This is a genomic window from Bradyrhizobium sp. S69 (genome assembly GCF_009766005.1).
Taxonomy (GTDB): domain Bacteria; phylum Pseudomonadota; class Alphaproteobacteria; order Rhizobiales; family Xanthobacteraceae; genus Bradyrhizobium.
On sequence record NZ_LMUK01000060.1, the window covers coordinates 565,011 to 589,645 of the forward strand.

At 61.6% G+C, this 24,635-nt stretch carries 32 protein-coding genes and 1 tRNA gene; 6 read left to right on the forward strand and 27 right to left on the reverse strand.

Annotation, left to right across the window (positions count from 1 at the left end; genetic code table 11):
* Positions 1 to 347 (forward strand): GcrA family cell cycle regulator (locus GSQ88_RS34360; protein WP_246785198.1); only part of this gene is annotated, 347 nt, incomplete at its 5' end.
* A 46-nt stretch (positions 348 to 393) separates the two neighbouring features.
* Here GSQ88_RS34360 and GSQ88_RS34365 read toward each other — a convergent pair.
* Complete coding sequence (locus GSQ88_RS34365; RefSeq protein ID WP_159012671.1) at positions 394 to 1,362, reverse strand: SDR family NAD(P)-dependent oxidoreductase; 969 nt, start codon at positions 1,360 to 1,362, stop codon at positions 394 to 396.
* 274 nt (positions 1,363 to 1,636) lie between these two features.
* Between GSQ88_RS34365 and GSQ88_RS34370 the strand changes: the two genes are divergently transcribed.
* Both GSQ88_RS34370 and GSQ88_RS34375 read left to right on the forward strand, forming a co-directional pair.
* Positions 1,637 to 2,080, forward strand: a complete 444-nt coding sequence (locus GSQ88_RS34370) for a hypothetical protein (protein WP_159012672.1) — start codon at positions 1,637 to 1,639, stop codon at positions 2,078 to 2,080.
* Positions 2,081 to 2,329: 249 nt separating this feature from the next.
* Positions 2,330 to 2,638: an EthD family reductase gene (locus GSQ88_RS34375; RefSeq protein ID WP_159012673.1), complete on the forward strand. Its 309-nt coding sequence runs from the start codon at positions 2,330 to 2,332 to the stop codon at positions 2,636 to 2,638.
* Positions 2,639 to 2,731: 93 nt separating this feature from the next.
* Here the strand turns inward: GSQ88_RS34375 and GSQ88_RS34380 are convergent, their stop codons facing one another.
* From GSQ88_RS34380 to GSQ88_RS34425, 10 genes are all read right to left on the reverse strand, one after another.
* Positions 2,732 to 3,055, reverse strand: a complete 324-nt coding sequence (locus GSQ88_RS34380) for a hypothetical protein (protein WP_159012674.1) — start codon at positions 3,053 to 3,055, stop codon at positions 2,732 to 2,734.
* Positions 3,056 to 3,502: 447 nt separating this feature from the next.
* Positions 3,503 to 4,018: a hypothetical protein gene (locus GSQ88_RS34385; protein WP_159012675.1), complete on the reverse strand. Its 516-nt coding sequence runs from the start codon at positions 4,016 to 4,018 to the stop codon at positions 3,503 to 3,505.
* A 518-nt stretch (positions 4,019 to 4,536) separates the two neighbouring features.
* On the reverse strand, positions 4,537 to 4,836 hold the full coding sequence (locus GSQ88_RS34390; RefSeq protein WP_159012676.1) for a hypothetical protein: 300 nt from the start codon (positions 4,834 to 4,836) through the stop codon (positions 4,537 to 4,539).
* 252 nt (positions 4,837 to 5,088) lie between these two features.
* A tRNA-Pro gene (locus GSQ88_RS34395) sits at positions 5,089 to 5,166 on the reverse strand.
* A gap of 134 nt (positions 5,167 to 5,300) precedes the next feature.
* Entirely contained in the window at positions 5,301 to 5,909 is a 609-nt protein-coding gene (locus tag GSQ88_RS34400) for a MerR family transcriptional regulator (RefSeq protein WP_159012677.1), read from the reverse strand.
* A 119-nt stretch (positions 5,910 to 6,028) separates the two neighbouring features.
* Positions 6,029 to 6,352: an integration host factor subunit alpha gene (locus GSQ88_RS34405; RefSeq protein WP_159012678.1), complete on the reverse strand. Its 324-nt coding sequence runs from the start codon at positions 6,350 to 6,352 to the stop codon at positions 6,029 to 6,031.
* A 132-nt stretch (positions 6,353 to 6,484) separates the two neighbouring features.
* On the reverse strand, positions 6,485 to 7,462 hold the full coding sequence (locus tag GSQ88_RS34410; RefSeq protein ID WP_159012679.1) for a beta-ketoacyl-ACP synthase III: 978 nt from the start codon (positions 7,460 to 7,462) through the stop codon (positions 6,485 to 6,487).
* A complete protein-coding gene (gene plsX / locus GSQ88_RS34415; protein WP_159012680.1) occupies positions 7,459 to 8,490 on the reverse strand; it encodes a phosphate acyltransferase PlsX in 1,032 nt (343 codons plus the stop codon). The genes GSQ88_RS34410 and plsX overlap by 4 nt, the downstream gene beginning before the upstream one ends.
* A 373-nt stretch (positions 8,491 to 8,863) precedes the next feature.
* Positions 8,864 to 9,454: a YceD family protein gene (locus GSQ88_RS34420; protein WP_159012681.1), complete on the reverse strand. Its 591-nt coding sequence runs from the start codon at positions 9,452 to 9,454 to the stop codon at positions 8,864 to 8,866.
* Between the two features lie 2 nt (positions 9,455 to 9,456).
* Positions 9,457 to 10,032 carry a ubiquinol-cytochrome C chaperone family protein gene (locus GSQ88_RS34425; protein WP_159012682.1) on the reverse strand — a complete coding sequence of 192 codons (576 nt, stop codon included), beginning with the start codon at positions 10,030 to 10,032 and terminating at the stop codon, positions 9,457 to 9,459.
* A gap of 107 nt (positions 10,033 to 10,139) precedes the next feature.
* Between GSQ88_RS34425 and GSQ88_RS34430 the strand changes: the two genes are divergently transcribed.
* Positions 10,140 to 10,670, forward strand: a complete 531-nt coding sequence (locus tag GSQ88_RS34430) for an outer membrane protein assembly factor BamE (RefSeq protein ID WP_174248181.1) — start codon at positions 10,140 to 10,142, stop codon at positions 10,668 to 10,670.
* Positions 10,671 to 10,839: 169 nt separating this feature from the next.
* On the forward strand, positions 10,840 to 11,196 hold the full coding sequence (locus GSQ88_RS34435) for a hypothetical protein (protein WP_159012684.1): 357 nt from the start codon (positions 10,840 to 10,842) through the stop codon (positions 11,194 to 11,196).
* Between the two features lie 127 nt (positions 11,197 to 11,323).
* Here GSQ88_RS34435 and GSQ88_RS35105 read toward each other — a convergent pair whose 3' ends face one another.
* The 11 genes from GSQ88_RS35105 to GSQ88_RS34485 all read right to left on the reverse strand — a co-directional run bounded on the left by GSQ88_RS35105 (position 11,324) and on the right by GSQ88_RS34485 (position 21,291).
* A complete protein-coding gene (locus tag GSQ88_RS35105; protein ID WP_174248182.1) occupies positions 11,324 to 11,479 on the reverse strand; it encodes a hypothetical protein in 156 nt (51 codons plus the stop codon).
* A gap of 147 nt (positions 11,480 to 11,626) precedes the next feature.
* Positions 11,627 to 13,747 carry a sodium-translocating pyrophosphatase gene (locus tag GSQ88_RS34440; RefSeq protein WP_159012685.1) on the reverse strand — a complete coding sequence of 707 codons (2,121 nt, stop codon included), beginning with the start codon at positions 13,745 to 13,747 and terminating at the stop codon, positions 11,627 to 11,629.
* Positions 13,748 to 13,987: 240 nt separating this feature from the next.
* Positions 13,988 to 14,977, reverse strand: coding sequence for a thiamine-phosphate kinase (thiL, locus tag GSQ88_RS34445; protein WP_283810727.1), 990 nt, complete (start codon positions 14,975 to 14,977; stop codon positions 13,988 to 13,990).
* Entirely contained in the window at positions 14,970 to 15,479 is a 510-nt protein-coding gene (nusB, locus tag GSQ88_RS34450; protein ID WP_159012687.1) for a transcription antitermination factor NusB, read from the reverse strand. The genes thiL and nusB overlap by 8 nt, the downstream gene beginning before the upstream one ends.
* A 2-nt stretch (positions 15,480 to 15,481) precedes the next feature.
* Positions 15,482 to 15,973 carry a 6,7-dimethyl-8-ribityllumazine synthase gene (gene ribH, locus GSQ88_RS34455; protein ID WP_159012688.1) on the reverse strand — a complete coding sequence of 164 codons (492 nt, stop codon included), beginning with the start codon at positions 15,971 to 15,973 and terminating at the stop codon, positions 15,482 to 15,484.
* Between the two features lie 105 nt (positions 15,974 to 16,078).
* Positions 16,079 to 16,690 carry a demethoxyubiquinone hydroxylase family protein gene (locus GSQ88_RS34460; protein ID WP_159012689.1) on the reverse strand — a complete coding sequence of 204 codons (612 nt, stop codon included), beginning with the start codon at positions 16,688 to 16,690 and terminating at the stop codon, positions 16,079 to 16,081.
* A 13-nt stretch (positions 16,691 to 16,703) separates the two neighbouring features.
* A complete protein-coding gene (locus tag GSQ88_RS34465; protein WP_159012690.1) occupies positions 16,704 to 17,312 on the reverse strand; it encodes a riboflavin synthase in 609 nt (202 codons plus the stop codon).
* On the reverse strand, positions 17,312 to 18,466 hold the full coding sequence (ribD, locus tag GSQ88_RS34470; protein ID WP_159012691.1) for a bifunctional diaminohydroxyphosphoribosylaminopyrimidine deaminase/5-amino-6-(5-phosphoribosylamino)uracil reductase RibD: 1,155 nt from the start codon (positions 18,464 to 18,466) through the stop codon (positions 17,312 to 17,314). The genes GSQ88_RS34465 and ribD overlap by 1 nt, the downstream gene beginning before the upstream one ends.
* Positions 18,463 to 18,945, reverse strand: coding sequence for a transcriptional regulator NrdR (gene nrdR / locus GSQ88_RS34475; RefSeq protein WP_159012692.1), 483 nt, complete (start codon positions 18,943 to 18,945; stop codon positions 18,463 to 18,465). The genes ribD and nrdR overlap by 4 nt, the downstream gene beginning before the upstream one ends.
* 84 nt (positions 18,946 to 19,029) lie before the next feature.
* Positions 19,030 to 20,334: a serine hydroxymethyltransferase gene (glyA, locus tag GSQ88_RS34480; RefSeq protein ID WP_159012693.1), complete on the reverse strand. Its 1,305-nt coding sequence runs from the start codon at positions 20,332 to 20,334 to the stop codon at positions 19,030 to 19,032.
* A 330-nt stretch (positions 20,335 to 20,664) separates the two neighbouring features.
* Positions 20,665 to 21,291: a glutathione S-transferase family protein gene (locus GSQ88_RS34485; RefSeq protein WP_159012694.1), complete on the reverse strand. Its 627-nt coding sequence runs from the start codon at positions 21,289 to 21,291 to the stop codon at positions 20,665 to 20,667.
* Positions 21,292 to 21,586: 295 nt separating this feature from the next.
* Here GSQ88_RS34485 and GSQ88_RS35110 point away from each other — a divergent pair, with 295 nt between their 5' ends.
* Positions 21,587 to 21,760, forward strand: coding sequence for a hypothetical protein (locus GSQ88_RS35110; RefSeq protein WP_174248183.1), 174 nt, complete (start codon positions 21,587 to 21,589; stop codon positions 21,758 to 21,760).
* 118 nt (positions 21,761 to 21,878) lie between these two features.
* Here GSQ88_RS35110 and GSQ88_RS34490 read toward each other — a convergent pair whose 3' ends face one another.
* From GSQ88_RS34490 to GSQ88_RS34510, 5 genes are all read right to left on the reverse strand, one after another.
* Positions 21,879 to 22,100, reverse strand: a complete 222-nt coding sequence (locus tag GSQ88_RS34490; RefSeq protein ID WP_159012695.1) for a hypothetical protein — start codon at positions 22,098 to 22,100, stop codon at positions 21,879 to 21,881.
* A gap of 107 nt (positions 22,101 to 22,207) precedes the next feature.
* Positions 22,208 to 22,432 carry a hypothetical protein gene (locus GSQ88_RS34495; RefSeq protein ID WP_159012696.1) on the reverse strand — a complete coding sequence of 75 codons (225 nt, stop codon included), beginning with the start codon at positions 22,430 to 22,432 and terminating at the stop codon, positions 22,208 to 22,210.
* A 121-nt stretch (positions 22,433 to 22,553) separates the two neighbouring features.
* Positions 22,554 to 22,817 (reverse strand): hypothetical protein, encoded by a 264-nt coding sequence (locus tag GSQ88_RS34500; protein ID WP_159012697.1) that lies wholly within the window; start codon positions 22,815 to 22,817, stop codon positions 22,554 to 22,556.
* Between the two features lie 338 nt (positions 22,818 to 23,155).
* Positions 23,156 to 23,671, reverse strand: a complete 516-nt coding sequence (ldtR, locus tag GSQ88_RS34505) for a transcriptional regulator LdtR (protein WP_159012698.1) — start codon at positions 23,669 to 23,671, stop codon at positions 23,156 to 23,158.
* Between the two features lie 495 nt (positions 23,672 to 24,166).
* The gene (locus GSQ88_RS34510; RefSeq protein ID WP_159012699.1) at positions 24,167 to 24,625 is read right to left on the reverse strand and encodes a DUF6163 family protein; all 459 of its coding nucleotides are present in this window, start codon (positions 24,623 to 24,625) and stop codon (positions 24,167 to 24,169) included.
* Positions 24,626 to 24,635: the final 10 nt, after the last annotated feature.

Sequence of the window (24,635 nt, forward strand, 5' to 3'; positions counted from 1 at the left end):
TCAATTTGACTCGCGACAACAACGGCGATGAACGCCCGGCACGAAAAAATGCTGCGAAAGAACGCCGCGCCAAGACTGCGCCGCGACAGCAATATCAAATGCTCGTCGCGTTGTATGGCGAGCCGCAGGATGCGATCGACGCGCCGATCCAAGAACCGATCCACGACGGACACCGTTGCTCGTTGCTCGAACTAAGCGAGGAACGTTGCCGTTGGCCGATCAACACCCCCGGTACCGAGGACTTCTGTTTCTGCGGCAACACGCCGATCAAAAGCCTGCCCTATTGTGCCGGCCACAGCCGGCTCGCCTACCGGCCGAACTCCCAGCACCGCGTCGCCCGGAAATAGGACGCCCGGTACGATCGGGATGGGTTCGATCCCAAATACCGACAGTTCATCCCACCCGCCAATCGACCTCGGCGGCAAAGCTTTCGAAGAACTCCGCGTCATAAGCGCGTTCGGGGGCTTGCCGCACGCGCTCGTCGAGCTTGTGGGCGTCGTCGCCGACCAAAATGCGCCAGCGCTCGGCCTTGACGCCATCAAGAATGACCTTGGCTGCGGCCGCCGCCGTCATCGGGGCTTCGTCGCGAAACGTTCGGGCGCGGTCGAGCGCCATATTCTGAATATCGTCGTCCGACATCGCGGCGATATCGATGCCCCTGCCCTCCAGGCGCTGACGGGCCGCGACGATTTCAGCCTCGTTCAGACGGTCGGATTCGCCGCCGCTCTGGATCTTGCGCGAATTGGACACGATCGAGGTTCCGATATGGCCGGGCATCACCACCGAGCATTTGATGTGCGGCGCATTCAGCCTGAGGTCGGTGATCAGGGACTCGGTAAAGCCCTTCACCGCGAATTTCGCGGCGCTGTAGGCGGTGTGCGACACGCCCAATCCGATCGTGGCCCAGAAGCCGTTGACGCTGGATGTATTGATGATGTGGCCTTGATCAGCCCTAAGCAGCATCGGCATGAAGGTGCGGACGCCGAGATAAACGCCGCCCCAGCAGATGTTGAAGGTCCTCTCCCACTGCTCGCGCGTATTGGTGAACAGGCTGCCGCCGCCGCCGATGCCGGCATTGTTGAACAACAGATGGATCTTGTCGGTCGATTGCTGCTCGGCGAGTTCGTCGCGAAAGCGCTGGAGCTGGCCCTCGATCGAAACGTCGGCGACATGGGTGGTGACGCGCAGGCCCTGTGGCAGCTTCTCGATCTCGCACAGCCGTTTGGTTTCCGCCATCGCCTCGGTGGAGACGTCGCACATCGCGACATTGCAGCCTTCGGCAACCAGTTGACGCACCAGCTCGCGGCCCATGCCGGTACCGCCTCCGGTGACAACCGCAATTCTTCCGGCGAAATCCTTCATGGGGCCGCTGACCTTCCTGCTGCGCGCGTGAGCTCGAATTCGCTGCCCCCGCGCCAAACTGACAACATCCCATAAGTCTCAGAACCAGCGGCCTCGCAAGCCCCATTTGGCGTTCGGCGGCGCAGCATGCCAGCGGTCGTTCATTACCGCGCCTTCATGCACCGGGGATGTCCAATTTGTAACGCGGCGCGTTCGAACCGCCTGCGCCAGCAGCCGCGACTGATGTTTGTCTTCGCCAAGATTCGAAGTCGAACATCAAACAAAGGAGCGTGTCATGAAATCGTTCATCACAGGAGGACTGCTGGTTGCTTCACTCGCGTTGATCGGAAACACGGCGATGGCCGCGACACTTCCGGCCCACAAGCATGCCCCAGTAGTCAGGCACATCGTCCAGCGTCTGCCGCAAGGCCAGGCCAATGGCGACATCGGGCAATTCTTCCAGTCGATATTCGGTGGCCAGCCGATGCAATATTCCAGGCTGTCGGCGCGGGCCTCGCGCCAATCACGAGGTTCTTACGGTGGGTCAACATCCTACGACAGTTCACCCGCGGTCGATACCAGTTCCGCGGCGACAGATTCGTCCAATGCGGAAGCCCAGGCCATGCAGTCGATGAACGATGAAAATGCCTTGAACGCGTCGACGGCGGCGGCCGAGGCGCAAAACGAGGCGGCCCAGGCAGCGGCGATTCAGACCGAGATCAACGCCAACAACCAATAGCTGAAACCCATTAGCTGAACCCGACGGCGCCGCGCGCTCGATTTAAGTCCGCAACCGTCGCGGCCAGCTTCCAGGTCGCACCACCAACTGCGCGCCAACAGCAATGTTGACGCGCTTTTTTTACCGCGGATGCCGGGAACCCGGCGGGCGACAGAGCGAACGCTGCTTGACAAAGCACAGGGTCCGACCAAAGCTTGGGTACAAGAACCGGTCGAAGAACCATATCAGGAACCGTGAGGAGGAAACGTAATGGCCCATGTCGTGGTGATGTATAAAACGCCGAAGGATACAACCGCCTTCGATAAATATTATTTCGAGACGCACGTTCCGATCGCGAAGAAAATACCGGGTCTCAGAAAATATGAAGTGAGCCAGGGGCCGGTTGGAACGCCCGCGGGGCCGTCGGGTTTTCACCTGATCGCGACGCTTTATTTCGACAACATGGCTGCGGTGCAGGCCGGTTTCGGCAGCGCTGAGGGAAAGGCCGCGGGCGCCGATGTGCAGAAATTTGCAACCGGCGGCGCTGATATGCTGCTGTTCGACAATCGCGAAGTGTGAAGCGATCGCCACCTCGCCCCCAGCGATATCCAGCCACATAAAATAAAGCCGGGCCTCTCAGAGGCCCGGCGATTTCGTATTGCCGTTTGTTGTCTAGTTGGAAGTGGTGCCGGCCTTGGGCTGCTTTGCCGCCGTGGTTTTCGCAGCCGGCTTTGCGGCGTCTTTTGCCACGGGCTTGGGTGCGCCAGCGCCGCGGGCGCTGCCCCAGGGATCGGTGGGAGCGGCGTCGGGAATGTTGCCAAGCGAATTCTTGTAGGCTCTCTCGGCTGCCTTGTCCGCCCGGATTTCGGTCTGGGACTTTTCCTTGTCCGGCTCGCCATACCTTTGAATGTGATCATCCTGGGCATAGGCAGCTTGGGCGTAGGCAGCGCCACCGGCCAGTAACGCGAGGACCACAGTCGCGCGTAAAACCTTCATGCGTTTACTCCCTCAACCTCTTCCGCAGAACCGCATGCCAGAATCAACGGGAAAATGGTCATAATTGCAGCAAAGGAAATCAAAGGTTCAGTTGGTCGGAGCGAGAGGATTTGAACCTCCGACCCCTAGTCTCCCAAGCATCCGGTCGTAACCCGAATAACCCTTTCCGTGCAAGCTTTAACCGGCTTTCCGCGACTTGTTCCGGTGGTTCTTGCTTCGATTTTTGAGCAATGCCTGCCCCGGCGGGCCTCCACCGACGAACGGATATTGCACACAGTAGTTGTCGAGCAATTCGTGGCGGAACCTGACGGCGAGCCGGCGCCGCGAACGGCTGGATCGACCCGGCCGGTTGCGATGACGATGACGCATGCGGGAATCATGAAGGTGAGGCAGTACTGCTTCGATATTCCGTAATGTCGAGAACATCACCGTTAGCGCGCAACGCGTTCAGGCGGAGCGGGGAGGAAAAAGAAGAAGGGCAAGAAAAGCGAGCTTACGCTTAGGAGATGCCTTTTCGAAACGCATCAGCGCGGCGCGCGCCGTTTTTATAGCCAAATCGGCATCAATGCGTCTCATTCGCTGCATCGGATTATAGTCAGCAGCATGTCGCTTCTCTTGTAGTTCGACGACTGTGCTCGCGAGAGCCTGGATGTTGGGACCAAATCCGTTTGACGGCGCATATGGCTGGTATCTTGCGGGCAGATTCTGTTTCTTGATTTCTTCGCACAAGTTCCGCAGGCCTCGATGATCTACGGAGCGATAGACCAAGCTGTACTGGCTGGTATCGCGTTTAGTTACGCCAATAAATTGATCGGCTCCTGCGGCAAGCATTGCGTGAAAAAGACCGTAGTAGGCTGTCGAGATCGCACGCCTTATGTTGACCTGCCTCGGCGGCCCCGCAGCTAACGGCTTGATCAATTCCTCGGCCTGTTCGAACAAGTGTTCAGGGTTAAGAATCGCCACCGTCGTCCGTCTCCCCTTCCGTTGCGTATTCCACGAGGGGAAACCTGTCCTCTCCCGCTGCCTGAAGCTTGTTCTGAATTCCAATAAGCGTATCGAGGGTCGCGTCGCCCTTAATCTCACTTTGTCCATTGGGGCTGAGAACGATCGTTATGCGCAAAGCGTCGTGTCCCTCGGAATCGACGAAGGACGAGCTTTTAACGTGCGAGATGGCCGCCGAACTGCTCAGATTTGCCGTTGCGACCTGTAGCGCGATGTCTCGAATTTTGGTTTCATCTAGCATTGCCAATTGTATGCGTAAAATCGTTAGAAAAGCCAGTGTTGCCAGACAAGTCTACGCGCCCGCCGTTGCCGGGATCGCAGCGCCCGCAAACACGGCGTTCGGGATAGCGGCGGCTTAAGACGGATATAGCCCATTGAAGCACTCTGGCTCGACACCGACAAGCCGCCACCGATTGGGATATGAATTCGGGTTCGCCACAATGAAAGAGGCCGACAACTGAGGCGACCTTCGTGTGTAATTAGCTAGATGCGGATTTGTCAGAAGCTAGCCAACCGACCTCTTCGGCAGCGTTTGCAAGGCTTAGGGCGTTTCGCAGTTTGATGGCTTCGGGGTGCCCCATATCTGAAAATGACTTGAGGACCGCTTCGACATCCTGCCAGCGAAGATTGACGCCGAATTCGCTCCTACGCTCAGGCCCACGCCCGAAACTGCGAAACTGAATTTGCACTCTTTTGGCAGCAGGATCGACATTATCGACGTTGTAGGCTTCATCCTGCGATTTCGTTTTGTAACTTTGACCGAAACGAACCAATTCCACATCCGCCTCCATCGATTGGTTAATCGATGGTAAATGGGGCGCCTAAGTTCCCGTTCAAGGCGAATCAGGAACTCTCGGATTCAAACTAGGACACTGAGGGTCAAACACGGACAGTACCCAACCGGCCGCCCGAGCCAACCCAGAACGCTCCGGCGGTTTCTGTCGCCGGTGATTTTTTAGGTTTTGTTGACTGTCCGTTCCTTCGGCCACCGGAGCCGAAAAATACAAAGCCCCGCATTAACGGAGCTTTTTTGGTCGGAGCGAGAGGATTTGAACCTCCGACCCCTAGTCTCCCAGACTAGTGCGCTAACCGGGCTGCGCCACGCTCCGATGCTGTTCCCTTAGCTTCGATCAGGCCCGGGCGCAAGAACCGCGGTGGTCATATCGCGCCTTCACGAAAATCCCGGTTCCATGGGGCCAGCAGGCGGCAGATCAGGCCCAACGGCCATCGAGCGCCGGAAAGTTCAGCCCTCCTGCAACGCTTGATCGAGCAACTGCCGGCAGGCGATCAGATCGTCCAGGGCCACCTTGAGCTTGTCGATGTCGAGTTTGCGCGCGGCCGCGCCATTCTCGGCCCTGACCGCTGCCACGGGCCGTGCCGGCGACAGAACCGCCGGATCGGGCCGCCGCACCGCCGGCGCGAATTCCGGCGCACGGCGCACGTCCGCGGGCGCCTCGGTGATCTCGTCGTCCTCGATATCCTCCGTTTCGCTGGCGTCGATCTCGGGCTCGCTCTCCTGATGGTCCGAATGCCCGCGCAATGCGGGCTCGTCGATTGGCGCAAAGGACGGGGTTGAGGACGATCCGTCGACCAGTCCCTGAACCGACTTGATGCCGTGCTCCTTGAGAATGCGCTGCACCCCTCGAATGGTGTAGCCCTCGCCGTAGAGCAGTCGGCGGATCCCCTTGAGCAGGTCGACGTCGTCCGGGCGGTAGTAGCGCCGGCCGCCGCTTCGCTTCATCGGCTTGATCTGGGTGAACCGCGTCTCCCAGAACCTCAGGACGTGCTGGGGGATGTCGAGATCGTCGGCGACCTCGCTGATGGTTCGGAACGCATCCGGCGCCTTGTCCAAATGCCCGCTCCTGTTCGAGAGACTGTTGTATCCAAGAGACTGTTGGATCCAAGAGACTGTTGGATCCAAGAAATTGTTGGACCTTTGCTCGATCAGCCGATCTTCGACCGGCTGCTCTTCTAATCGGCCTTGATGTCGCCGGTACCGTTGCCGTTGATCCGTTGCTTGAGGATCGCCGACGGCTTGAACACCATCACCCGCCGCGGTGAAATCGGCACCTCGGTTCCGGTCTTCGGATTACGTCCGATGCGCTGACCCTTCTTGCGCACCATGAACGATCCGAACGACGACAGCTTCACGGTCTCGCCTTTCTCAAGGCAGTCAGTGATCTCTTTCAAGACCAGTTCGACAAACGCAGACGACTCCGTGCGCGACAAGCCCACCTTCTGGTAGACCGCCTCACATAGATCGACGCGTGTTACAGTTTTCCCGGATCCGGTCATCGCCTTGCCCCGCACTCTCGGCGAACAATTTATAGCTTAAAATTATGAGCTTAACGCACGATGGTCAACAGCGCTCATCAATGCAATGGCATGAAGACGCCTGCAAAGTGGTGGTAATCTTTAATCCCGCGCTTACCAACGCAACAGCACGGAACCCCAGGTGAAGCCACCACCCATGGCCTCCAGCAGCACCAGATCGCCTTTTTTGACGCGTCCGTCGGCCACCGCGACCGATATCGCCAGGGGGATCGACGCCGCCGAGGTGTTGCCGTGTAAATCGACGGTCAGCACGACTTTCTGCGGCGCAATATGCAGCTTGTGCGCGGACGCATCGATGATTCGCTTGTTGGCCTGGTGAGGAATGAACCAGTCGATGTCCTCCACCGTCATGCCGGTCGCGTTGAGCGCGTCCACGATCACGTCGGTGATCATGCCGACGGCGTGCTTGAAGACTTCACGGCCTTCCATCCGCAGATGACCCACCGTCTGCGTCGAGGACGGGCCGCCGTCGACGTATAGCTTCGACTTGTGCCGGCCGTCGGAACGCAGATGCGTGGTCAGGATACCGCTGTCGGACGTGTTGCCGGGCTGCTCCTGGGCTTCGAGCACGACGGCGCCCGCGCCATCGCCGAACAGCACGCAGGTGCCACGGTCTTCCCAGTCCAGAATTCGCGAGAAGGTTTCGGCGCCGATCACCAGCGCCCGCTTGAACGCGCCGGTGCGCAGGAAATTGTCCGCGGTGGCGAGCGCGAACACAAAGCCCGAGCAGACCGCCTGTAGGTCGAACGCGGCGCCGTGGTTGATGCCGAGCCCGTGCTGTACCGCGACCGCGGTGGCGGGAAAGGTATTGTCCGGTGTCGAGGTCGCCAGCACGATCAGATCGATCGCCTGCGCATCGATCCCGGCATTGGCCAACGCGGCGCGCGCGGCATTGATCGCCAGATGCGAGGTGAATTCACCCTCGGCGGCGATATGACGTTGCCGGATACCGGTGCGCTGCACGATCCAGTCGTCGGACGTATCAACCCGCGCCGCCAGTTCGGCATTGGTCAGAATCTGCTGTGGTAGATATGAGCCACAGCCGAGCACGACCGAGCGTATTGCAGTCACGAGACAGCCTCCTGCTCGCGGTGGAGCATCTGATTTATCTTGGTAAGGAGATCGTAGCGGACCATCTCATAGCCAACATCAACGGCATAGGCAAAGCCTTCGGCGTCGGTCCCACCATGGCTCTTGACCACGATGCCGTTCAATCCGAGCAGCAGGCTGCCATTGGACCTGCTGGGGTCCAGCTTGTCGCGCAACGCCCTGAAGGCGTTTTTCGCAAACAGGTAGCCTATTCTGGAGCGCCAGCTGCTCGCCATGGCGCTGCGCAGAAACTCCGTGATCTGTCGTGCGGTCCCCTCGGCGGTCTTCAAGGCGATGTTGCCGCTGAAGCCCTCGGTCACGATCACATCGGCCGCGCCCTTGCCGATGCCGTCACCTTCGACAAAGCCGATATAGTCGAGCTGGGGCAGCTTCATCGCGCGCAACAGCTCGGCAGCTTCGCGAATTTCCTCATGGCCTTTCATCTCCTCGACGCCAATATTGAGCAGGCCGACCGTGGGCCGCTCAAGGTTGAACAACACGCTCGCCATGGCGCTGCCCATTACCGACAGGGCCACGAGGTGTTGCGCGTCGCCGCCGATGGTGGCGCCGAGATCGAGCACGACGGATTCGCCGCGGGCCGTCGGCCAAATCGCTGCGAGCGCCGGACGGTCTATGCCTGGCAGCATGCGCAGACAAAATCGCCCCATCGCCATCAACGCGCCGGTATTGCCCGCGGAGACCGCAACGTCGGCGTCGCCTTTCTTGACGGCGTCGATCGCAAGCCACATCGACGACGTCTTGCGGCCGCGGCGCAAAGCCTGGCTCGGCTTGTCGTCGTTGCCGACGGCCACATCGGTATGAACGACGCGCGACGCCGCCTTCATCGCCGGATGCCTGGCGAGCTGCGCTTCGATCAGCGCGCTATCGCCGAACAACAGAAACTCGGTGTCGGGGTGTCGTGACAGCGAAACGGCGGCGCCGGGAATGATGACCGATGCGCCCACGTCGCCACCCATGGCGTCAAGCGCGATTCGAACCTTTTGAGGCATGTCCGTCCCGGAAACCTGATCTTGTGCGGACCTCAAAGTGCTCGGCCGCAAACTGGAAATCGTCGCAGATAGCGGCGATCGGCCAAGCGCAACGCCGCACCTCGGCCACACCGCGACAATAGCGTCTCCCCGTCCCGACACAACCTCTTGACCCCGCCCTTTTATGTGTCGAGCCGCGGTGAGCTCGAATCGTAAAAAACCGATAACATAAGCTAATTCAGAGTATTAGAGGGTTTTTTAGCCGACTCTGTATTCACCTTAACGGGAATCACGCGAATGCTCGCGCGGGGTGCGCCCCCTCAACCGCGCTGCGGCGTTGCTTCCTCAAGCTTTGCCGGTTCTTCGTATCAGCGCGTCCCGTCAGCGCTTTGTTTTAGCGTTTTTTGGGCTTCTTGCCGCCCGGCGCCTTTGGATCGAGCTGAAGTGCCTTCAGGGCGGCGAACGGATGATCCTCGGGATCGGCAGCCGCGACCAGCGCTTCGAAAACCACGTCCGGCTTGCGCGGATAGGGATCGATCGCCAGGAACAACGCGTCGGTCGCCAGCCGGCCAAGGTCGATCATGCCGTTTTCGATCGGCTCGGGCGGGTCCGGAATGTCGGCTTCGCTTTCGTCGCCGTCATCGACCAGATCGGCGAGCGCAGGGATTTGCTCGGGTGGCGCCAAGATCAGATCGATCGGCTCATCGATGTCGTTTTCGATCGGATCGAGGGTCACGACGCAGGTTTGCCCGATCCGGGCCCGGACCCAGCCCACCACATGGAAGCGGCCACCGCTGTCGGGGGTCACGTCGATCGAGGCGCTCGCCGACAGGATTTCGCGCAAGCCCGCGGCCTCCGCCATGCCATCGCGCGCGGCGCGATCGGCTTCGATGTCGCGATGCAATCCGGTCTCCGGGATCTTCTCCACCGCGATCGGAACGCTCCAGGGATCGGCCGGATCCGTCATGCCGTGTGCTCTGTTCATGGCTAGGTGCTCAAGCTCTGTGGGACCAAACCCGTTGGCACGGGAAATTTCCAGGAAGTGTCTTGCCGAGAAATGTTTTGCAATGCGGCCTCGTCAAAGCCCGCGAGCGCGGCGATCGCCGATCTCGCATAGAGCGCCAGCCGCCGTGCGTGTTCGATGCCCTGTCCGTTCAATATATTCTTGCACAGCGCTTGCGCCAGCGGCTCCAAGCCTGCCTCCAGCGCGAGATCATAGGCCGCCGCCCGGCCGTAAAACGCCTCCCCGAAGGCCTGCATTCGTTTTGGCACGGTAAGGTCGCCAACCCCCATTTCGCGCAGATTATCGTCCATATCGTTGCAGAAGCGATCGAACAGCGCCTGAGACAGCTCAGCCCCCCCCGGAAGCGACTTCAGCCGCCCCAGCACCATCCACAGATGCAGCACCAGCAGGTCAAAACGGCCATTAACCGTGTCCGGCACGCCCAAGTCCCGATAAAACAACGGTTCTCGCGCCTGCGTCACGATCATGCCATAGATGGCCTCAATGGTGCCGCGCGCAGCGACCCGGGGTTTCCTAAAGTGATTGAACGGCCAAAGCATTGTGGGTTCCGCAAGCGAGCCCTTCCGGCCCGCGCCTGTTGCAATCCAGCATGCTGCCCGGTACGTCAACGCCTCACGCGATGCAAGGGGACGGGACCAGTTCCAGGATGACCGATACGAGCCCGATATGCTCCCGCGCGCAGGCTGCGCGTGGCCTGCCCGCGACTTCGCGTGGCCTGCCCGCGACTTCGCGTGGCCTTGCCGCACGCTGGCGCGGCTTGCGCACGGCCGCAGCCGTTGCCTTGATGTGCGCGGTGCTGGGCGGCTGCCTGACCGGCGAGCAGTTTCAGAAGGGCTATATTCTGCCCCCGGGCGCGCTCGAGCAAATCCCGATCGGGGCGAGCCAGGACCAGGTCCTGATCGTGATGGGAACGCCCTCGACGGTCGCGACCCTGAGCGGCGAAGTCTTCTATTACATCTCGCAGCGCTCCGAACGCCCGATCGCCTTCATGAACCAGCGCGTCGTCGACCAGCGCGTGATCGCGATCTATTTCGACAAAAACCGCCAGGTGCAGCGGCTCGCCAATTACGGGCTGCAAGACGGCAAGATCTTCGACTTCATCAGCCGCACCACGCCGACCTCGGGCCAGGAGCTCAGCTACCTGACGCCGCTGTTCAAGCTGATCAGCTTCAACTAGCCCTGCTTGTTTCCGGACGTATCGCGGCGCGACGTGTCGCCGTCCGCGCAAACACAATTTATGATTGCCTGTGATATAATTCACACGTGCGTTTCGTCCCTCCTGCTAGGACGGTTGCGAGCCTCATCACGATGGCTCTCACCAGTCACAATTCAGCAGGAGATGTGTCATGGGCTTTTATGGACCGGAACCTTTCGATACCGCACAAGTCACTTATGTCTGGACGGGCCTCGGCTCGCCGGGCTTCTTCTCCGTCACCGTCGAGGGGCACGCCCCGAATTTCACATCCGGTATCCAACTGGTCCGCGACCCGGAGTGGGTCGGCGGTCTGGCCATCAGGGTGATGGGGTGGACCGGTCCGCTTGGCAAAGGCACGAAGCCGTACAAGGTCCACGGGACTTTCCCCGGGGCGTTCCTCAAAGAGATCGTGGTGATCGGCAGCAACAAGCACGAGGTCGTCAAGGTGAAGGAGATTCCGTTCACCACTGACGAGGCGTTTGCCAAGAACGCAGACGCGCTGGTGTAACCGCGCTGATTTACGCGCAGCCGCCGGGGCGGCTGCGCCCATGCCCTGCGCTCCCTGCAAGACGCAATCAAAGCAGGGAGCGAACTGCAAAGCAGGGAGCGAACTGCAAAGCAGGGAGCGAATTGCGCTACGACGATTTGTTGATCTTCTTGATCTTGGCGTCGCTGGCCTCGATCGACATCGCAAGCTCCAGGATAGCCTTGGAGAGCAGTTCGATCGCCTCCTTCTGGTCCTGCGACTTGGAAGCGCGGAGTGCATAGTTCCGTGCGGATGAGAGCGACATCGGTTGATCTCCTTGTTGTCCGGGAATGGAAAAACCCCGCGGCTTGCACCGCGGGGCTTCTGGTCTTGAACGTTGGTGCGCCGCTTATAGCGTTTTCAAGCGAAGTGGGCACCGGTTCGCGTGAAGAAAACGCGTCAAAATAAGAGTCTAGTGCGCCAGGATCGCCAGCAGCAACAGGGCCACGATGTTGGTGATCTTGATCATCGGATTGACCGCCGGACCCGCCGTATCCTTGTAGGGATCGCCGACGGTGTCGCCGGTCACCGCGGCCTTGTGGGCGTCGGAGCCCTTGCCGCCGTAATGGCCGTCCTCGATGTACTTCTTGGCGTTATCCCAGGCGCCGCCGCCCGAGGTCATCGAGATCGCGACGAACAGACCGGTCACGATCACGCCGAGCAGCATGGCGCCGACCGCCGAGAACGCCGCCGACTTGCCGGCCGCGCCGCCGCCGGCAATGCCGTAGATGACAAAATAGACGAAGATCGGCGACAGCACCGGCAGCAGCGACGGGATGATCATTTCCTTGATCGCCGCCTTGGTCAGAAGATCGACCGCCTTGCCGTAATCCGGCTTGTCGGTGCCCTGCATGATGCCTGGCTTTTCGCGGAACTGACGACGCACTTCCTCAACGATCGCGCTCGCCGCGCGGCCGACCGCGGTCATGCCCATCGCGCCGAACAGATACGGCAGCAGGCCGCCGAACAGCAGGCCGACCACGACGTAGGGATTGTTCAGCGAGAAGTCGGGCAGCACGCCCTGGAAGTACGGATACTTCACGGCGTTGGCGATGAAGAATTTGAGGTCTTCATTGTAGGCCGCGAACAGCACCAGCGCGCCGAGACCGGCCGAGCCGATCGCATAGCCCTTGGTGACCGCCTTGGTGGTGTTGCCGACCGCGTCGAGCGCGTCGGTGGCCTTGCGCACTTCCTTGGGCAGGCCGGCCATTTCGGCAATGCCGCCGGCATTGTCGGTGACCGGACCGAAGGCGTCGAGCGCCACGACCATGCCGGCCAGCGCCAGCATCGTGGTGGTGGCAATCGCGATGCCGAACAGACCGGCAAGGCTGTAGGTGACGAGAATGCCGGCGATGATCACCAGCGCCGGGCCGGCGGTGGATTCCATCGAGATCGCCAGACCCTGGATCACGTTGGTGCCGTGGCCGGTGACCGAGGACGCTGCGATCGACTTCACCGGGCGATAGTCCGTGCCGGTGTAGTATTCGGTGATCACGATGATCAAGCCGGTCACGACAAGACCGGCGATGCCGCATTCGAACAGCGCCATGCCGGTGTACTTGACGCCTTCCAGCGGACCGAAACCGACCAGCCAGTAGATCACGCCGGCGACGCCGAACAGCGACAGCACGCCGGTCGCGATCAGGCCCTTGTACAGCGCGCCCATGATCGACTGGCTGGCCCCGAGCTTGACGAAGAAAGTGCCGGCGATCGAGGTGAGGATGCAGACACCGCCGATCGCGAGCGGCAGCGTCATCATGTTCACCAGCAGTGGCGAGGTCGCAAAGAAGATCGCGGCGAGCACCATGGTGGCGACCGCGGTCACCGCATAGGTCTCGAACAGATCGGCGGCCATGCCGGCGCAGTCGCCGACATTGTCGCCGACATTGTCGGCGATGGTCGCCGGGTTACGCGGATCGTCTTCGGGAATACCGGCCTCGACCTTGCCGACGAGGTCGCCGCCGACGTCAGCACCCTTGGTGAAGATGCCGCCGCCGAGACGGGCGAAGATCGAGATCAGCGAAGCGCCAAAGCCGAGTGCGACCATGGCATCGACCACGGTGCGGCTGTTGGGGGCGAGATCGAGAACATGCGTCAGATAGGCGAAGTAGATGGTGACGCCGAGCAGCGCCAGACCCGCCACCAGCATGCCGGTGATGGCGCCGGCCTTGAAGGCGAGTTCAAGTCCGCCGGCCAGCGACGTCGTCGCCGCCTGCGCGGTGCGCACGTTGGCGCGAACCGATACATTCATGCCGATGAAGCCGGCAGCGCCCGACAGCACCGCGCCGATCAGGAAGCCGACCGCGACCAGCATGCCGAGGAAGTAGGCGAGCAGCGCGAAGATCACGATGCCGACGATACCGATCGTCATGTACTGGCGTTTCAGATAGGCCTGCGCGCCTTCGCGCACCGCCGCTGCAATTTCCTGCATCCGCGCATTGCCGGCGTCGGCTTTCATCACCGATGCCGTGGCCCAGATGGCGTAAACGATGGAAAGCGCTCCGCAGAGCACAATCGCCCATAATGCTGTCATTGAATTTGCCTCAGATCCCTGATTGTAACCCCCACGCCATAACCGCGGACGCGGTCGGCGCATAAAACGGAGGCCTTACCCTGCCCACTGGGCGGCCCCTCAAATCGGCGGGACCATGCCAAAATCACATCCCGGGCGCAACGCCGTGGAGGGCCTAAACCGTCGATTTCAGACGGTATTTAGACGAAAGCCAGGCTTGTTTAGATCGAAGCTAGCCTTGCGCCATCGCGCGCGGAACCGTCAAAAATGGCTGTAGGACAGCCGCTGGAGCGCGATATCCCTGCCCTCAGCGTCCAAAAATCGAGGAACCGACTTTCCCGCGGTGACCGTGCCGATCGCGGTCACGGCAATCCCGGCCAGCCCCGCGGCCCGGGCGAACGCCTCAATGTGATTCTGTGGAATCGCGCATAAAATCTCATAATCATCGCCGCCCGAGACGATGGATTCGATCCCGACGGTGCCGCTTGCAACGAGCGACGCGGCCACGCCAGACAACGGGATGCGCGCGACATCGATGGTCGCGGACACGCCGGAGGCACGGCAAAGCTTTGTCAGATCACCGGCGAGACCATCGGATACGTCCATCGCGGCCTGCGCGTGATCGCGAACCGCCGAGGCGAGTGCGGTGCGCGGCTGCGGCACGCGATAGCGTCCGACCAGCAAATCCCTGGCCGCGGCGTCGTCCGCAAGCGCGGTTGCGACCGCACCGTGCTTGAGAACGTCAAGACCGAGCGCCGCGTCGCCGATCGTTCCCGTCACCACCACGAGATCGCCGGGCTTGGCACCACTGCGGCGAACCATCCTGCCCGCGCCGACGCGCCCGAACGCCGTGATCGAAATCATCAGCGGCCCCGGGGTCGAGACCGTGTCGCCGCCCAGCAGCGGGCAGCCGAACCGCGCGGTATCCTCGCCGAGCGCCTGCGCGAACGGCTTCAGCCAGCCGTCATCGGCAGCCCGCAGCGCCAGCGTCAGCACGCATCCGGCCGGCGACGCGCCCTTGGCCGCGAGATCCGACAGATTAACCCCGAGCGCCTTGCGCGCGATGGTGTCGGGCGGATCGTCGGGCAGGAAATGCACGCCTTCGACGATGGCGTCTGTGGTGACCACGATATCGTCGCCCAACGCCTTGAGAATCGCCGCATCGTCGCCGAGATCGAATGCGCCGGGATCGGTCGCCAGCGGCATGAAATAGCGCGCAATCAGCGAGTCCTCGGCGGACGCGCTAGCCACGGATAAACTCGTCCGACCGAAACTGCCGGGCGATCTGGTCGAGCACCGCATTCACCATGCCGGTCTCTTCAGCTTCGACAAAGGCATGGGCGACATCGACATATTCGGAAACTACGACCCGCCCCGGCACATCCTTGCGATGCTCGAGTTCGTAGGAACCGGCCCGCAATACCGCGCGCAGGATGGCGTCGATCCGCTTCAAGGGCCAGCCCTTCGACAGCGCCTCGTCGATCAAGGGATCGAGCTTGGCCTGATCGCGCACCACGCCTGACACGACGTCGCGGAAGAACGCGGCTTCCGCCGGCAGATAGGTGTCGCCCTCGACCTCGTTGCCGAGCCAATGGCTCTCGAACTCGGCAAAAATGTCGTTGATGCCGGCGCCGCCGATATCCATCTGATACAGTGCCTGCACCGCCGCGAGCCGTGCGGCGCCGCGCCGGTTGGCTTTCTTGTCGGCAGTTTTCGCCGGCTTCTTGTCCTGGTTGTTTTTGTTGTCTGCCATGATCAAGCCCGCGCCAGCCGGCGCTTGATCCGCAACATCGCCAGCGCCGCGCGCGCGGCGTCGCCGCCCTTGTTGAGTTCGCCGGCGCGCGCCCGCGCCCAGGCCTGCGCGTCGGTATTGACGGTGATGATGCCGTTGCCGAGCGGAACTTTGCGGGACACCGCGAGGTCCATCAGCGCGCGCGAGGATTCCATCGAGACGATTTCAAAATGGATGGTGTCACCGCGCACCACGCAGCCCAGCGCGATCACCGCATCATAGGGCTTGCCCTGGCTCTCGGCGGCATCGAGCGCGATCGCGACCGCGGCCGGAATTTCCAGCGCGCCGGGCACCGTGAGGATGTCGTGGCCGACACCGGCGGCTTTCAATTCCGCCAGCGCGCCTTCGAGCAGCGCGTCCTGGATGTCGTCGTAAAACCGCGCTTCCACGATCAGCGCTCGCGCGCCTGTGATGTCGGTCTGGTCCTTGAGCGCCGCGCGCCGTGCGTCTGCCATTGTCTGCCAATCGGAACTATTTTCGGGTTGTGCAGCTTTTAGGCGCAGAGGCCACCAAAGCCAAGGGCAATACCATCCAGGGCTCGGCGTCTGCCACGCGCTTTTTCAGGTCTCGCGCGCCTTCAACGCATAGGCCATCCGGCTGGAATCGCCCCATGTCGACAGCCAGATCAGCCCATCCGTTGTCAGAGCGATAATCCGCCGCAGCATCTGAAGCATCGCACCGGGCGAACGGAGCTGCGTTTCCGCATGCCGCAGATGAGCAAGTTCCTCTTCCCGGATCGAAAGAATGATCCGGTACAACTCGGGATCACGATCCCGGACGAAGTAAAGTTGATCGTCGAGGTGCCGGTGCACCGCGGCTTCAACGGCAGCCGTGCACGCCCATATTCCCTTTCTGCCAAGACAAGCGGTCACAAATCCGAGCAGCCAGCCGCCATAGCTCCAGAAATGCATCACGCGGCACGGCCGGGATTGCCGTGGCGGCATCGCCGCGCGGAAAATCGCGCAATGATTGCGTTCATGCCCGAGCATCTCCGCCAGCGCCGGCCTGCAATCCGGCCAGAACCATCCGGACACCAGAAGCTGCGCGGAATAAATCCTGATCGCGCCGAATTCACCGGCGTGATTGACCCTGGCGATCCGAGCGATGGTAAGCGCGTCGCGCGGACCAACCGGGACACTCTGACGCGCCGATCCCGTCGTTTGCCCGCCCATATTGCCACCTAGTCTACTTCATTTCCGACAGCCGCGCGGCATAACGCGCCATCAAATCGACCTCGAGATTGACCTCGCTGCCGGCCCGCCAGCCGCTCAGCGTCGTGACACTGAGGGTGTGCGGAATGATCAGCACCGAAAACAGCACGTCGTGCACGGTATTGACCGTCAGCGACACGCCATCCAGCGTCACGGAGCCCTTGGCGGCGATAAAGCGCGCCAGTTCGCGGGTGGTTTTCAGCTCGAACCGGGCCATATCGGGCAGGTCGTCACGCTGCACGATGCCGGCAATGCCGTCGGCATGACCGGCGACGATATGGCCGCCGAGTTCATCGCCGATCTTCAGCGCGCGCTCCAGGTTGAGCCTGGTGCCGACCTGCCAATGCCTTGCGGTGGTCATGCCCAGCGTCTCGGCGGCGGCATCGACATCGAACCAAGTTTTGCCGGCCTCGACACCCGAAGCCACCACGGTCAGGCAGACGCCGTTGCAGGCGATCGAGGCGCCATCGGCAATGGTCGCGCGATCGTAGCGGCAGGCGATCCGCAGCCGGTGCAACTGGCCCTGCGCGGTCGGCGTCAGGGCGGTGATCTCACCGATGTCGGTGACTATTCCGGTAAACATTAGATACGCTCGTAAATCGTAAGAGTGTCCTGACCGAGGCTCTCGCTAGCACGAACGCGCAAGCCCGGCGACTGCGTGATTGTCGTGAGCGGCAATGCGTCCAGCGCGGCGATGCCGCCGGCGCCGATCGTCTCGGGGCCGCGCAGCAGCCAGACCTCGTCGACCAGATCGGCCGATACAAAGGACGACGCCACCCTGGCGCCGCCCTCGACCATCAGCCGCGTGATGCCTTTGTCGGCCAGCGCGCGCAGGACGGCCGCAAGATCCAGCCCTGGCGGCGGCGCCGCCGTGGTGGGCACGCGGATGACCTGCGCCCCGGCGGCGCCGAGTTTGGTCGCGGCGGCCGCTTCCGAAAGATCCGATGTCATCACCCATAGCGGCGTCTGGCGGGCGGAATGAACCAGTTGGCTGGTCCCCGCCAGCCGCAACGCGCGATCCAGCACCACCCGAATTGGCGAACGCGCTTCCATGCCCGGCAGCCGGCAGGTCAGCAGCGGATCGTCCGCCCGCACGGTGCCGATGCCGACCAGGATCGCGTCGCATTGCGCGCGTAACAGATGCACCCGCGCCCGCGCCGCGTCGCCGGTGATGGCGACCGGCTTGCCACCGGCAGCGCCGATCATGTCATCGGCGGACACCGCGAGCTTGAGGATCACATGCGGACGCTTGTCGCGGACCCGCCGGAAGTGTCCGGCATGATCGCGTGCGGCCTCGAGCCCGCAAAGTCCGATATCGACCGCAATGCCGGCCGCGCGAAGCCGGGCGTGGCCCTGCCCCGCCACTTCAGGATTGGGATCTTCGATCGCCGACACCACGCGCGCCACACCGGCGGCGATGATGGCATCGGCGCAAGGCGGCGATTTGCCGAAATGCGAGCACGGCTCCAGCGTCACATACAGCGTGGCGCCGCGCGCAGCCTCGCCGGCGCGCTTGAGCGCCTCGGGTTCGGCATGGGGCCTGCCGCCCGGCTGGGTCCAGCCGCGGCCGACCACGACGCCGTCCTTGACCAGCACCGCGCCGACGGCGGGATTGGGCCAGGTTCGCCCCTGCCCGCGCCGCCCCAGCGTCAGCGCGAGTTGCATGAAGCGCAGATCGGCCGCCTTCGACATTTTCGATTGCTGCGCCAGGCGATCTTCCAGAATCCGGAAGATCATTTGCGCAACAAAGCCGGCCGCGCGTCCTCATCGCCGGAGAGTTCGCCGAGCACCGTCTCAAAATCCTTGGCCTCGCGAAAATTGCGATAGACCGAGGCAAAGCGGACATAGGCGACGTCGTCGAGCTGGCGCAGATGCTCCATCACGATCTCGCCGATCGCCTCCGACGAGACCTCCGCCTCGCCGCCGCTTTCGAGCTCGCGGACGATCGCCGATACCATTGTTTCGACCTTTTCGGAATCCACCGGACGCTTGCGCAAGGAGATTTGCAGCGAGCGTACCAGCTTGTCGCGGTCGAACGGCACGCGGCGGCCAGCGCGCTTGATCACCGTGAGTTCGCGCAACTGCACGCGCTCGAACGTGGTAAAGCGGAAATTGCAGGTGATGCATATCCGCCGTCGCCGGATCACCGCGGAGTCCTCGGTCGGACGCGAGTCCTTCACCTGCGTATCGAGACTGTTGCAGCTGGGGCATCGCATCCGGCAAAACCTTTATTGACGAGATTTTATCGCAAGACCTTGTTGCCAGACTCTTGCTGCGAGACCCTCGCCGCAAGACCCTTACTAATAAATCGGGAAGCGGTCGGTGAGTGCCTTCACCCGTTCCTTGATCGCCGCTTCCACCAAAGGCGCCTTGCCGTCCGGCGATTGCGCGATGGCGTTGAGCACTTCGGCGATCAGGCCACCCACCTGCTGGAATTCGGCGACGCCGAAGCCGCGCGTGGTTGCCGCGGGCGTCCCCAGCCGAAGACCCGAGGTCACGAACGGCTTTTCCGGATCGAACGGAATGCCGTTCTTGTTGCAGGTGATCGCCGCGCGCACCAGCGCCTTTTCCGAGACGTTGCCCTTCAGGCCCTTGGGCCGCAGGTCGACCAGCATCAGATGGTTGTCGGTGCCGCCCGAGACGATGTCGAAGCCATGAGCGCGCAACGATTCGGCCAGCGCCTTGGCGTTCTCGACCACGTTCCTGGCGTAGACCTTGAAGTCCGGCCGCAGTGCTTCGGCAAACGCCACCGCCTTGGCGGCGATCACATGCATCAGCGGACCGCCCTGCAGACCCGGGAAGATCGCCGAGTTCAGCTTCTTGGCCAGCGCTTCGTCGTTGCTGAGAATGAGACCGCCGCGCGGCCCGCGCAGCGATTTATGCGTGGTGGTGGTGGTCACGTGGGCATGCGGCACCGGCGAGGCATGGACGCCGCCGGCGACGAGACCGGCAAAATGCGCCATATCGACCAGGAAATAGGCGCCGACGCTGTCGGCGATCTCCCTGAAACGTTTGAAATCCCAGGCACGCGAATAGGCCGAACCACCGGCGATGATCAGCTTCGGCCTGACCTGCTCGGCCTGTTTTGCCACCTCATCCATGTCGATGATCTGGTCCTCGCGCCGCACCGTGTAATGCGAGGCTTTGAACCATTTGCCGGACATGTTGACGGGCGAGCCATGCGTCAGATGTCCGCCGGCGGCGAGATCGAGGCCCATGAAGGTATCGCCGGGCTGCAGCAGCGCCAGGAACACCGCCTGGTTCATCTGGCTGCCGGAATTCGGCTGCACATTCGCAAAGCCCGCGCCGAACAGCTTCTTGGCGCGATCGATCGCCACATTCTCCACCACGTCGACCCATTCGCAGCCGCCGTAATAACGATTGCCCGGATAGCCCTCGGCGTATTTGTTGGTCAGCACCGAGCCCTGCGCTTCCAGCACCGCGCGGCTGACGATGTTCTCCGACGCGATCAGCTCGATCTCGTGGCGCTGCCGGCCGAGTTCGCCGCGGATCGCGGCCGCGATATCCGGATCGGCTTCGGTGAGCGGGGCGGTGAAGAATGAGTCGGGCGCGTTGGCCGGATTGGCGCTGGTCGAAGAGCTCATGGGTCAAATATCTCCGCCGCCGCAGCCGGTTACGGGCTAGCGGGCGGTCACGTGTGACGATCAGAAGCGGCGCAGGCGAAATAGCACATTGGCCGGAAATGGCCAAGGGCTTGCGGTAGTACCCCGATATTTATGCCAGATATGGTGTAGATCGCGGGGATTCCCAGAGCCGGTTCCTTGTCCCGGACGTTCTGTCGTCCCAGCGAACGCTGGGACCCATACGCCGTGCCATCTCGTCGGGGCACTGGGGCGAACACCTTCCTTTTTCCACCAGCGCCAGGGGTTATGGGTCCCAGCGTTCGCTGGGACGACCCTGCGGGTGTGCCCCTCTCACTCCGCGAACCGGTACGTCCCACCCTTCGCAATGCTGCGCTGGAACGCCGGCCGCGCCTGCATCCGCGACAGCCACGCCGCCAAATCCGGATACGGCCCAAGCTTGTCGTAGACCTTCGCCATGTCGCCGACAAAGCTCATCTGGATATCGGCGCCGCTCAGCGCTGTCCCGACAAAGAATTCGCGGCCCTTCAGCGCGCCGTCGACATAGCCGAGGTGATTGGCGATCTCGCTGTCGATGCGCGGTTGCAGTGGTAGAGCCGCCTCCTTCAACCTCGATACATAGAGGTTCAGCATCAAGGGCAGCATCGCCGAGCCTTCGGAATAATGCAGCCACTCGTTATAGGGCTCGTATTCGGCACTGCCGATCGCCGGCATCATCGCGCCTTTTCCGTAGCTTCGAATGATGTAGTCGACGATGGCCCCCGATTCCGCGATTTTAACATCGCCATCGGTGATGACCGGCGACTTGCCGAGCGGATGCACGTCGGTCAATTCCGGCGGCGCCAGCCGGGTCTTTGCGTTGCGCTGGTAGCTCTTGAGCTCATAGGGCGTGCCGAGTTCTTCCAGCAGCCACAGGATCCGCTGCGAGCGAGAATCATTGAGATGGTGAAGCGTGAGCATGGGGTTTCCTCGGCCTGTTCAGTGCGGCGGTTGAGATGACGAGCCAACGGGTAGCGCGAATGCGCTTCCGATGACAACGAATCAGCACGCCGCGCAAATTTGCCCTCATCGCGAGAGCCGCGCGAGCCTGCACGCCTCGCTTGCCGTCAACGGCGCTGGAAATGCCAGTGATCTCAATGTCTATCGATTTCGACCGCGTCCGCGTTTCACAATGCCGTAATTCTACTGACATGAAGCTTTGCGAGCTGCATCGATCGGACTACACTGCGATGCAACAGCAGCATTAGGGACGATGATGGCTGAGCACAGTGTTATTGGCGCGACGTCGCGCGACCGCTTCATGCAGGCCGCGCAAAACGAAATGGCCAAATTCGAACGGCGGGAGATCGAGTTTCGCAAGAAAGATCGCGCGGAACGCGCGGCAGAGTTGCGGATTCCGGCCAGGGACGAAACCAGCACACCGCATTAGATGGAATTGTCTGAAACGCGCGTTGCTCTCAGGGAAGCCTTGTTGGCCAGGGAAGCCTTGCAAGGTCACCTTGCTCGGCGGCAACTGAATTCAAAGCCCTGCCCTCAAAGCCCTGCCCTCAAAGCCCGGTAAATCCGGCCTTGACCGGATCGCTGCTGCCGTCGAGTTCGCGCAGATAAGTCAAGCCGCACACCGTCAGGCGATGCGGGTCCTTTTCGCCAGCCTCGAACAACATGGATACGTAAGCCGTCACCTTGTCACGGGCCTCCGCGCAGGCGTCGGCGGAGCGATTTGCCAGCAAGGCATAGGTCTGCATGATGCGATCGATGGCGGTGTCCATGACGTCCTCTTTGCACGTGAAATTCTTCAGCGGGGCTGGAAATTCTATCGCGGGATTATTTCGGCCGGGCTTGCCTCAAACGGACTTCACATCAGCAGGACTTTACATCAGCAGGACTCGGCGGCTTCGAATTTCGCAATCGCCCGGTTGGCGAGCCTGATCTTGTTGTGCTCGCCGCGATGAAACATCCCGACGATGAGCTCCAGCAGCCGGTCATTGGTGGCGAGCGAACCGGACACCGCACCGCTCTTGCGGAGATAGTTGGAGGCGATGGCGTAGGCGTCGCCGACCACCTCGAGATTCATCACCTGCAAGCCGCGCTCGACCAACATGATTTTCAGCCTCCGCTATGCAGGGATAAGCTGCAAGCATGGCAGCCGGTTCCATAGCGGAACATCTATTTTTTTGCAGCGCGGCAATGCCCGATATCTCAAGGCACCCGACTTCAAGGCGTTAGATTTGCGCGCGCCCCTTCGCGAGCCTCACGACGAGAACGAGCGCGACCAACACCCCGAACGCTCCGACCGCGACGACCTCCAGAATACCGTACGCTTTCACCTGATCGTCCGACAGATAACGGTACTGCAGCAACGCGACGCCCTTGGAGTTGAAGGGCTGGGGATTGCTGTATTTCGCGGTCTGGCTCTGGCTCGCGGACATCTGGACAGCAGCCATTGCACACACGCCGAGCAGGCCGAGCACCGACGCCACGATCATAAGCGCTCTCAAGGTTCTCATGCGGTGCCCTCCGTCACGGCCGGATTGCGGCTTGGACGGCCGCAATGTTGGCGCGACGTGGCCGGCAAGTCGTTGTGGGCTATTGCCTCAGAGGGGGCGACATTTCGCCCTGTGCCAATCTGCCCGGTCCGGCAGCCCAGAAACGAAAGATCGGCCTCTTCTTGCGAAGAGACCGATCTGAACCGGAGGGCAATCCGGCTTTCGACTGACAACAGGGGTATTTCAGGCTGGCGAGTGACTGGCGTTATCCGCCAGAACGCTGAATGAACTTTCGTGCACCCGCGCGGTCTTTCACGCCATCCTGTGAAATGTAGTTCTCAAAGCCGATACAGGATCTGGTCGGTCCAGAAACGCTCGAGCCGGTGCAGCGACTTGTTCAGCGTCGCGAACTCCTCGTTCGAGATGCCGCCGACCTGCTCCACGGTCTTGACGTGCTTCTGGTAGAGCGCATCGACGATGCGGCGGATTTCCTGGCCCTGCGGCGTCAGGCGAATACGCACCGAGCGGCGATCGACGCGCGAACGCTGATGATCGAGGAAGCCGAGTTCGACCAGCTTCTTCAGATTATAGGAGACGTTGGAGCCGAGGTAGTAACCGCGCGTACGCAGTTCGCCCGCGGTCAATTCCTTGTCGCCGATGTTATAGAGCAAAAGCGCCTGCACCGAATTGATGTCGGCGCGCCCACGCCGATCGAATTCGTCCTTGATGACGTCGAGCAGCCGGCGGTGCAGCCGCTCCACCAAGGTCAACGCTTCGAGATAGAGCGGCTGCACCGGAGCTTGCCCCGGAGCGCGTTCAGCGGTTTCCACCGCCGTCGCAACGGCTTTCATCATGACCACTTCCCCTGTTATCGTTGGTGTCGTTTTTATCGACTTATTCGACGAAACTTGTGTCCCGTCCGATAGCTTCAACTTAAGGGGCCGGTTTGAAGATCAGCTTAAATAAGACAATAAAGAGATCATGAATTTAAGACAGTGAATCACGGATTAAGCCCATGGATAAAGGGCTTTTCGCAACGTTTCATTGACGGTGCGAGCACGATGTTCACGCTTCGTCTGCACTACTTGTCGCATATGGAAACAGCATCGCTCAAATTGGAAATACCTGCGTAACAGGTGTGGCGGCGGCGTTAGCGCGGCCTTAGGGTGACTGAAAAGTTACCGGAAGAAATTGCGGAAAATCTTATGCGGTAAAGTTGGATTTGCGCGAGATTTCTCGGCTCGTCATTGCGAGCACCAGCGAAACAATCCAGGACCGCGAGCAAGAACTCGATTGTGCCGTCGCAAACGCTCCTTGCAATGACGAACACAAGCCCCGATCTTGTTGGCCTATGGCGGCCGTTCGCGCGCGGCCATCCAGGCCAGCGCGAGATAGGCCGCCAGCATCACCGCCTCGCCGGCGACGATCGCAAGACTGCCGCCGTAGATGGCGGGGAACATCAGTTCGATCACCGCCATCGACACCACAGTAGTGAGCCACACCACCGCACCCCATGGCGTGGCGAGCCATAGTCCGACCGCGGCGACCAGTTCGATCACCGCGAAATACACCGTCGCGGTCTGCCAGGCCATTGGCTGGTTCTCGAAGGCTTCCTCTTCGCCGCCGATAAAACCCGTGACCTGCGCCCAGTGATAGAGGCCCTTGGCCACCGCGAGCACCGCCATGACGCGCAGGAACAGCACCAGCCGCCGGGTCCATGCATTGTCGTCGGATTCGATCCGCTCCGACGAGATCGCCGCGACCGACATCGCGTTATCCCTGTTGTCGCGGGACGGGGTTTCAGACATGCGAAACGAT

Coding starts and splice junctions, on each gene's coding strand:
- GSQ88_RS34460 (WP_159012689.1), bottom strand. CDS start 16,690: ATGGGCGGGCAAACGACGGGATCGGCGCGTCAGAGTGTCCCGGTTGGT.
- GSQ88_RS34425 (WP_159012682.1), bottom strand. CDS start 10,032: ATGCTTTGGCCGTTCAATCACTTTAGGAAACCCCGGGTCGCTGCGCGC.
- GSQ88_RS34510 (WP_159012699.1), bottom strand. CDS start 24,625: ATGTCTGAAACCCCGTCCCGCGACAACAGGGATAACGCGATGTCGGTC.
- GSQ88_RS34490 (WP_159012695.1), bottom strand. CDS start 22,100: ATGGACACCGCCATCGATCGCATCATGCAGACCTATGCCTTGCTGGCA.
- GSQ88_RS34435 (WP_159012684.1), top strand. CDS start 10,840: ATGGGCTTTTATGGACCGGAACCTTTCGATACCGCACAAGTCACTTAT.
- ribH (WP_159012688.1), bottom strand. CDS start 15,973: ATGGCAGACGCACGGCGCGCGGCGCTCAAGGACCAGACCGACATCACA.
- GSQ88_RS34370 (WP_159012672.1), top strand. CDS start 1,637: ATGAAATCGTTCATCACAGGAGGACTGCTGGTTGCTTCACTCGCGTTG.
- GSQ88_RS34485 (WP_159012694.1), bottom strand. CDS start 21,291: ATGCTCACGCTTCACCATCTCAATGATTCTCGCTCGCAGCGGATCCTG.
- GSQ88_RS34465 (WP_159012690.1), bottom strand. CDS start 17,312: ATGTTTACCGGAATAGTCACCGACATCGGTGAGATCACCGCCCTGACG.
- ribD (WP_159012691.1), bottom strand. CDS start 18,466: ATGATCTTCCGGATTCTGGAAGATCGCCTGGCGCAGCAATCGAAAATG.
- GSQ88_RS34380 (WP_159012674.1), bottom strand. CDS start 3,055: ATGAAGGTTTTACGCGCGACTGTGGTCCTCGCGTTACTGGCCGGTGGC.
- GSQ88_RS35110 (WP_174248183.1), top strand. CDS start 21,587: ATGGCTGAGCACAGTGTTATTGGCGCGACGTCGCGCGACCGCTTCATG.
- GSQ88_RS34500 (WP_159012697.1), bottom strand. CDS start 22,817: ATGATCGTGGCGTCGGTGCTCGGCCTGCTCGGCGTGTGTGCAATGGCT.
- GSQ88_RS34365 (WP_159012671.1), bottom strand. CDS start 1,362: ATGAAGGATTTCGCCGGAAGAATTGCGGTTGTCACCGGAGGCGGTACC.
- GSQ88_RS34440 (WP_159012685.1), bottom strand. CDS start 13,747: ATGACAGCATTATGGGCGATTGTGCTCTGCGGAGCGCTTTCCATCGTT.
- GSQ88_RS34430 (WP_174248181.1), top strand. CDS start 10,140: ATGACCGATACGAGCCCGATATGCTCCCGCGCGCAGGCTGCGCGTGGC.
- nrdR (WP_159012692.1), bottom strand. CDS start 18,945: ATGCGATGCCCCAGCTGCAACAGTCTCGATACGCAGGTGAAGGACTCG.
- ldtR (WP_159012698.1), bottom strand. CDS start 23,671: ATGATGAAAGCCGTTGCGACGGCGGTGGAAACCGCTGAACGCGCTCCG.
- GSQ88_RS34495 (WP_159012696.1), bottom strand. CDS start 22,432: ATGTTGGTCGAGCGCGGCTTGCAGGTGATGAATCTCGAGGTGGTCGGC.
- glyA (WP_159012693.1), bottom strand. CDS start 20,334: ATGAGCTCTTCGACCAGCGCCAATCCGGCCAACGCGCCCGACTCATTC.
- plsX (WP_159012680.1), bottom strand. CDS start 8,490: ATGCCTCAAAAGGTTCGAATCGCGCTTGACGCCATGGGTGGCGACGTG.
- GSQ88_RS34405 (WP_159012678.1), bottom strand. CDS start 6,352: ATGACCGGATCCGGGAAAACTGTAACACGCGTCGATCTATGTGAGGCG.
- GSQ88_RS34375 (WP_159012673.1), top strand. CDS start 2,330: ATGGCCCATGTCGTGGTGATGTATAAAACGCCGAAGGATACAACCGCC.
- nusB (WP_159012687.1), bottom strand. CDS start 15,479: ATGGCAGACAACAAAAACAACCAGGACAAGAAGCCGGCGAAAACTGCC.
- GSQ88_RS34420 (WP_159012681.1), bottom strand. CDS start 9,454: ATGAACAGAGCACACGGCATGACGGATCCGGCCGATCCCTGGAGCGTT.
- GSQ88_RS35105 (WP_174248182.1), bottom strand. CDS start 11,479: ATGTCGCTCTCATCCGCACGGAACTATGCACTCCGCGCTTCCAAGTCG.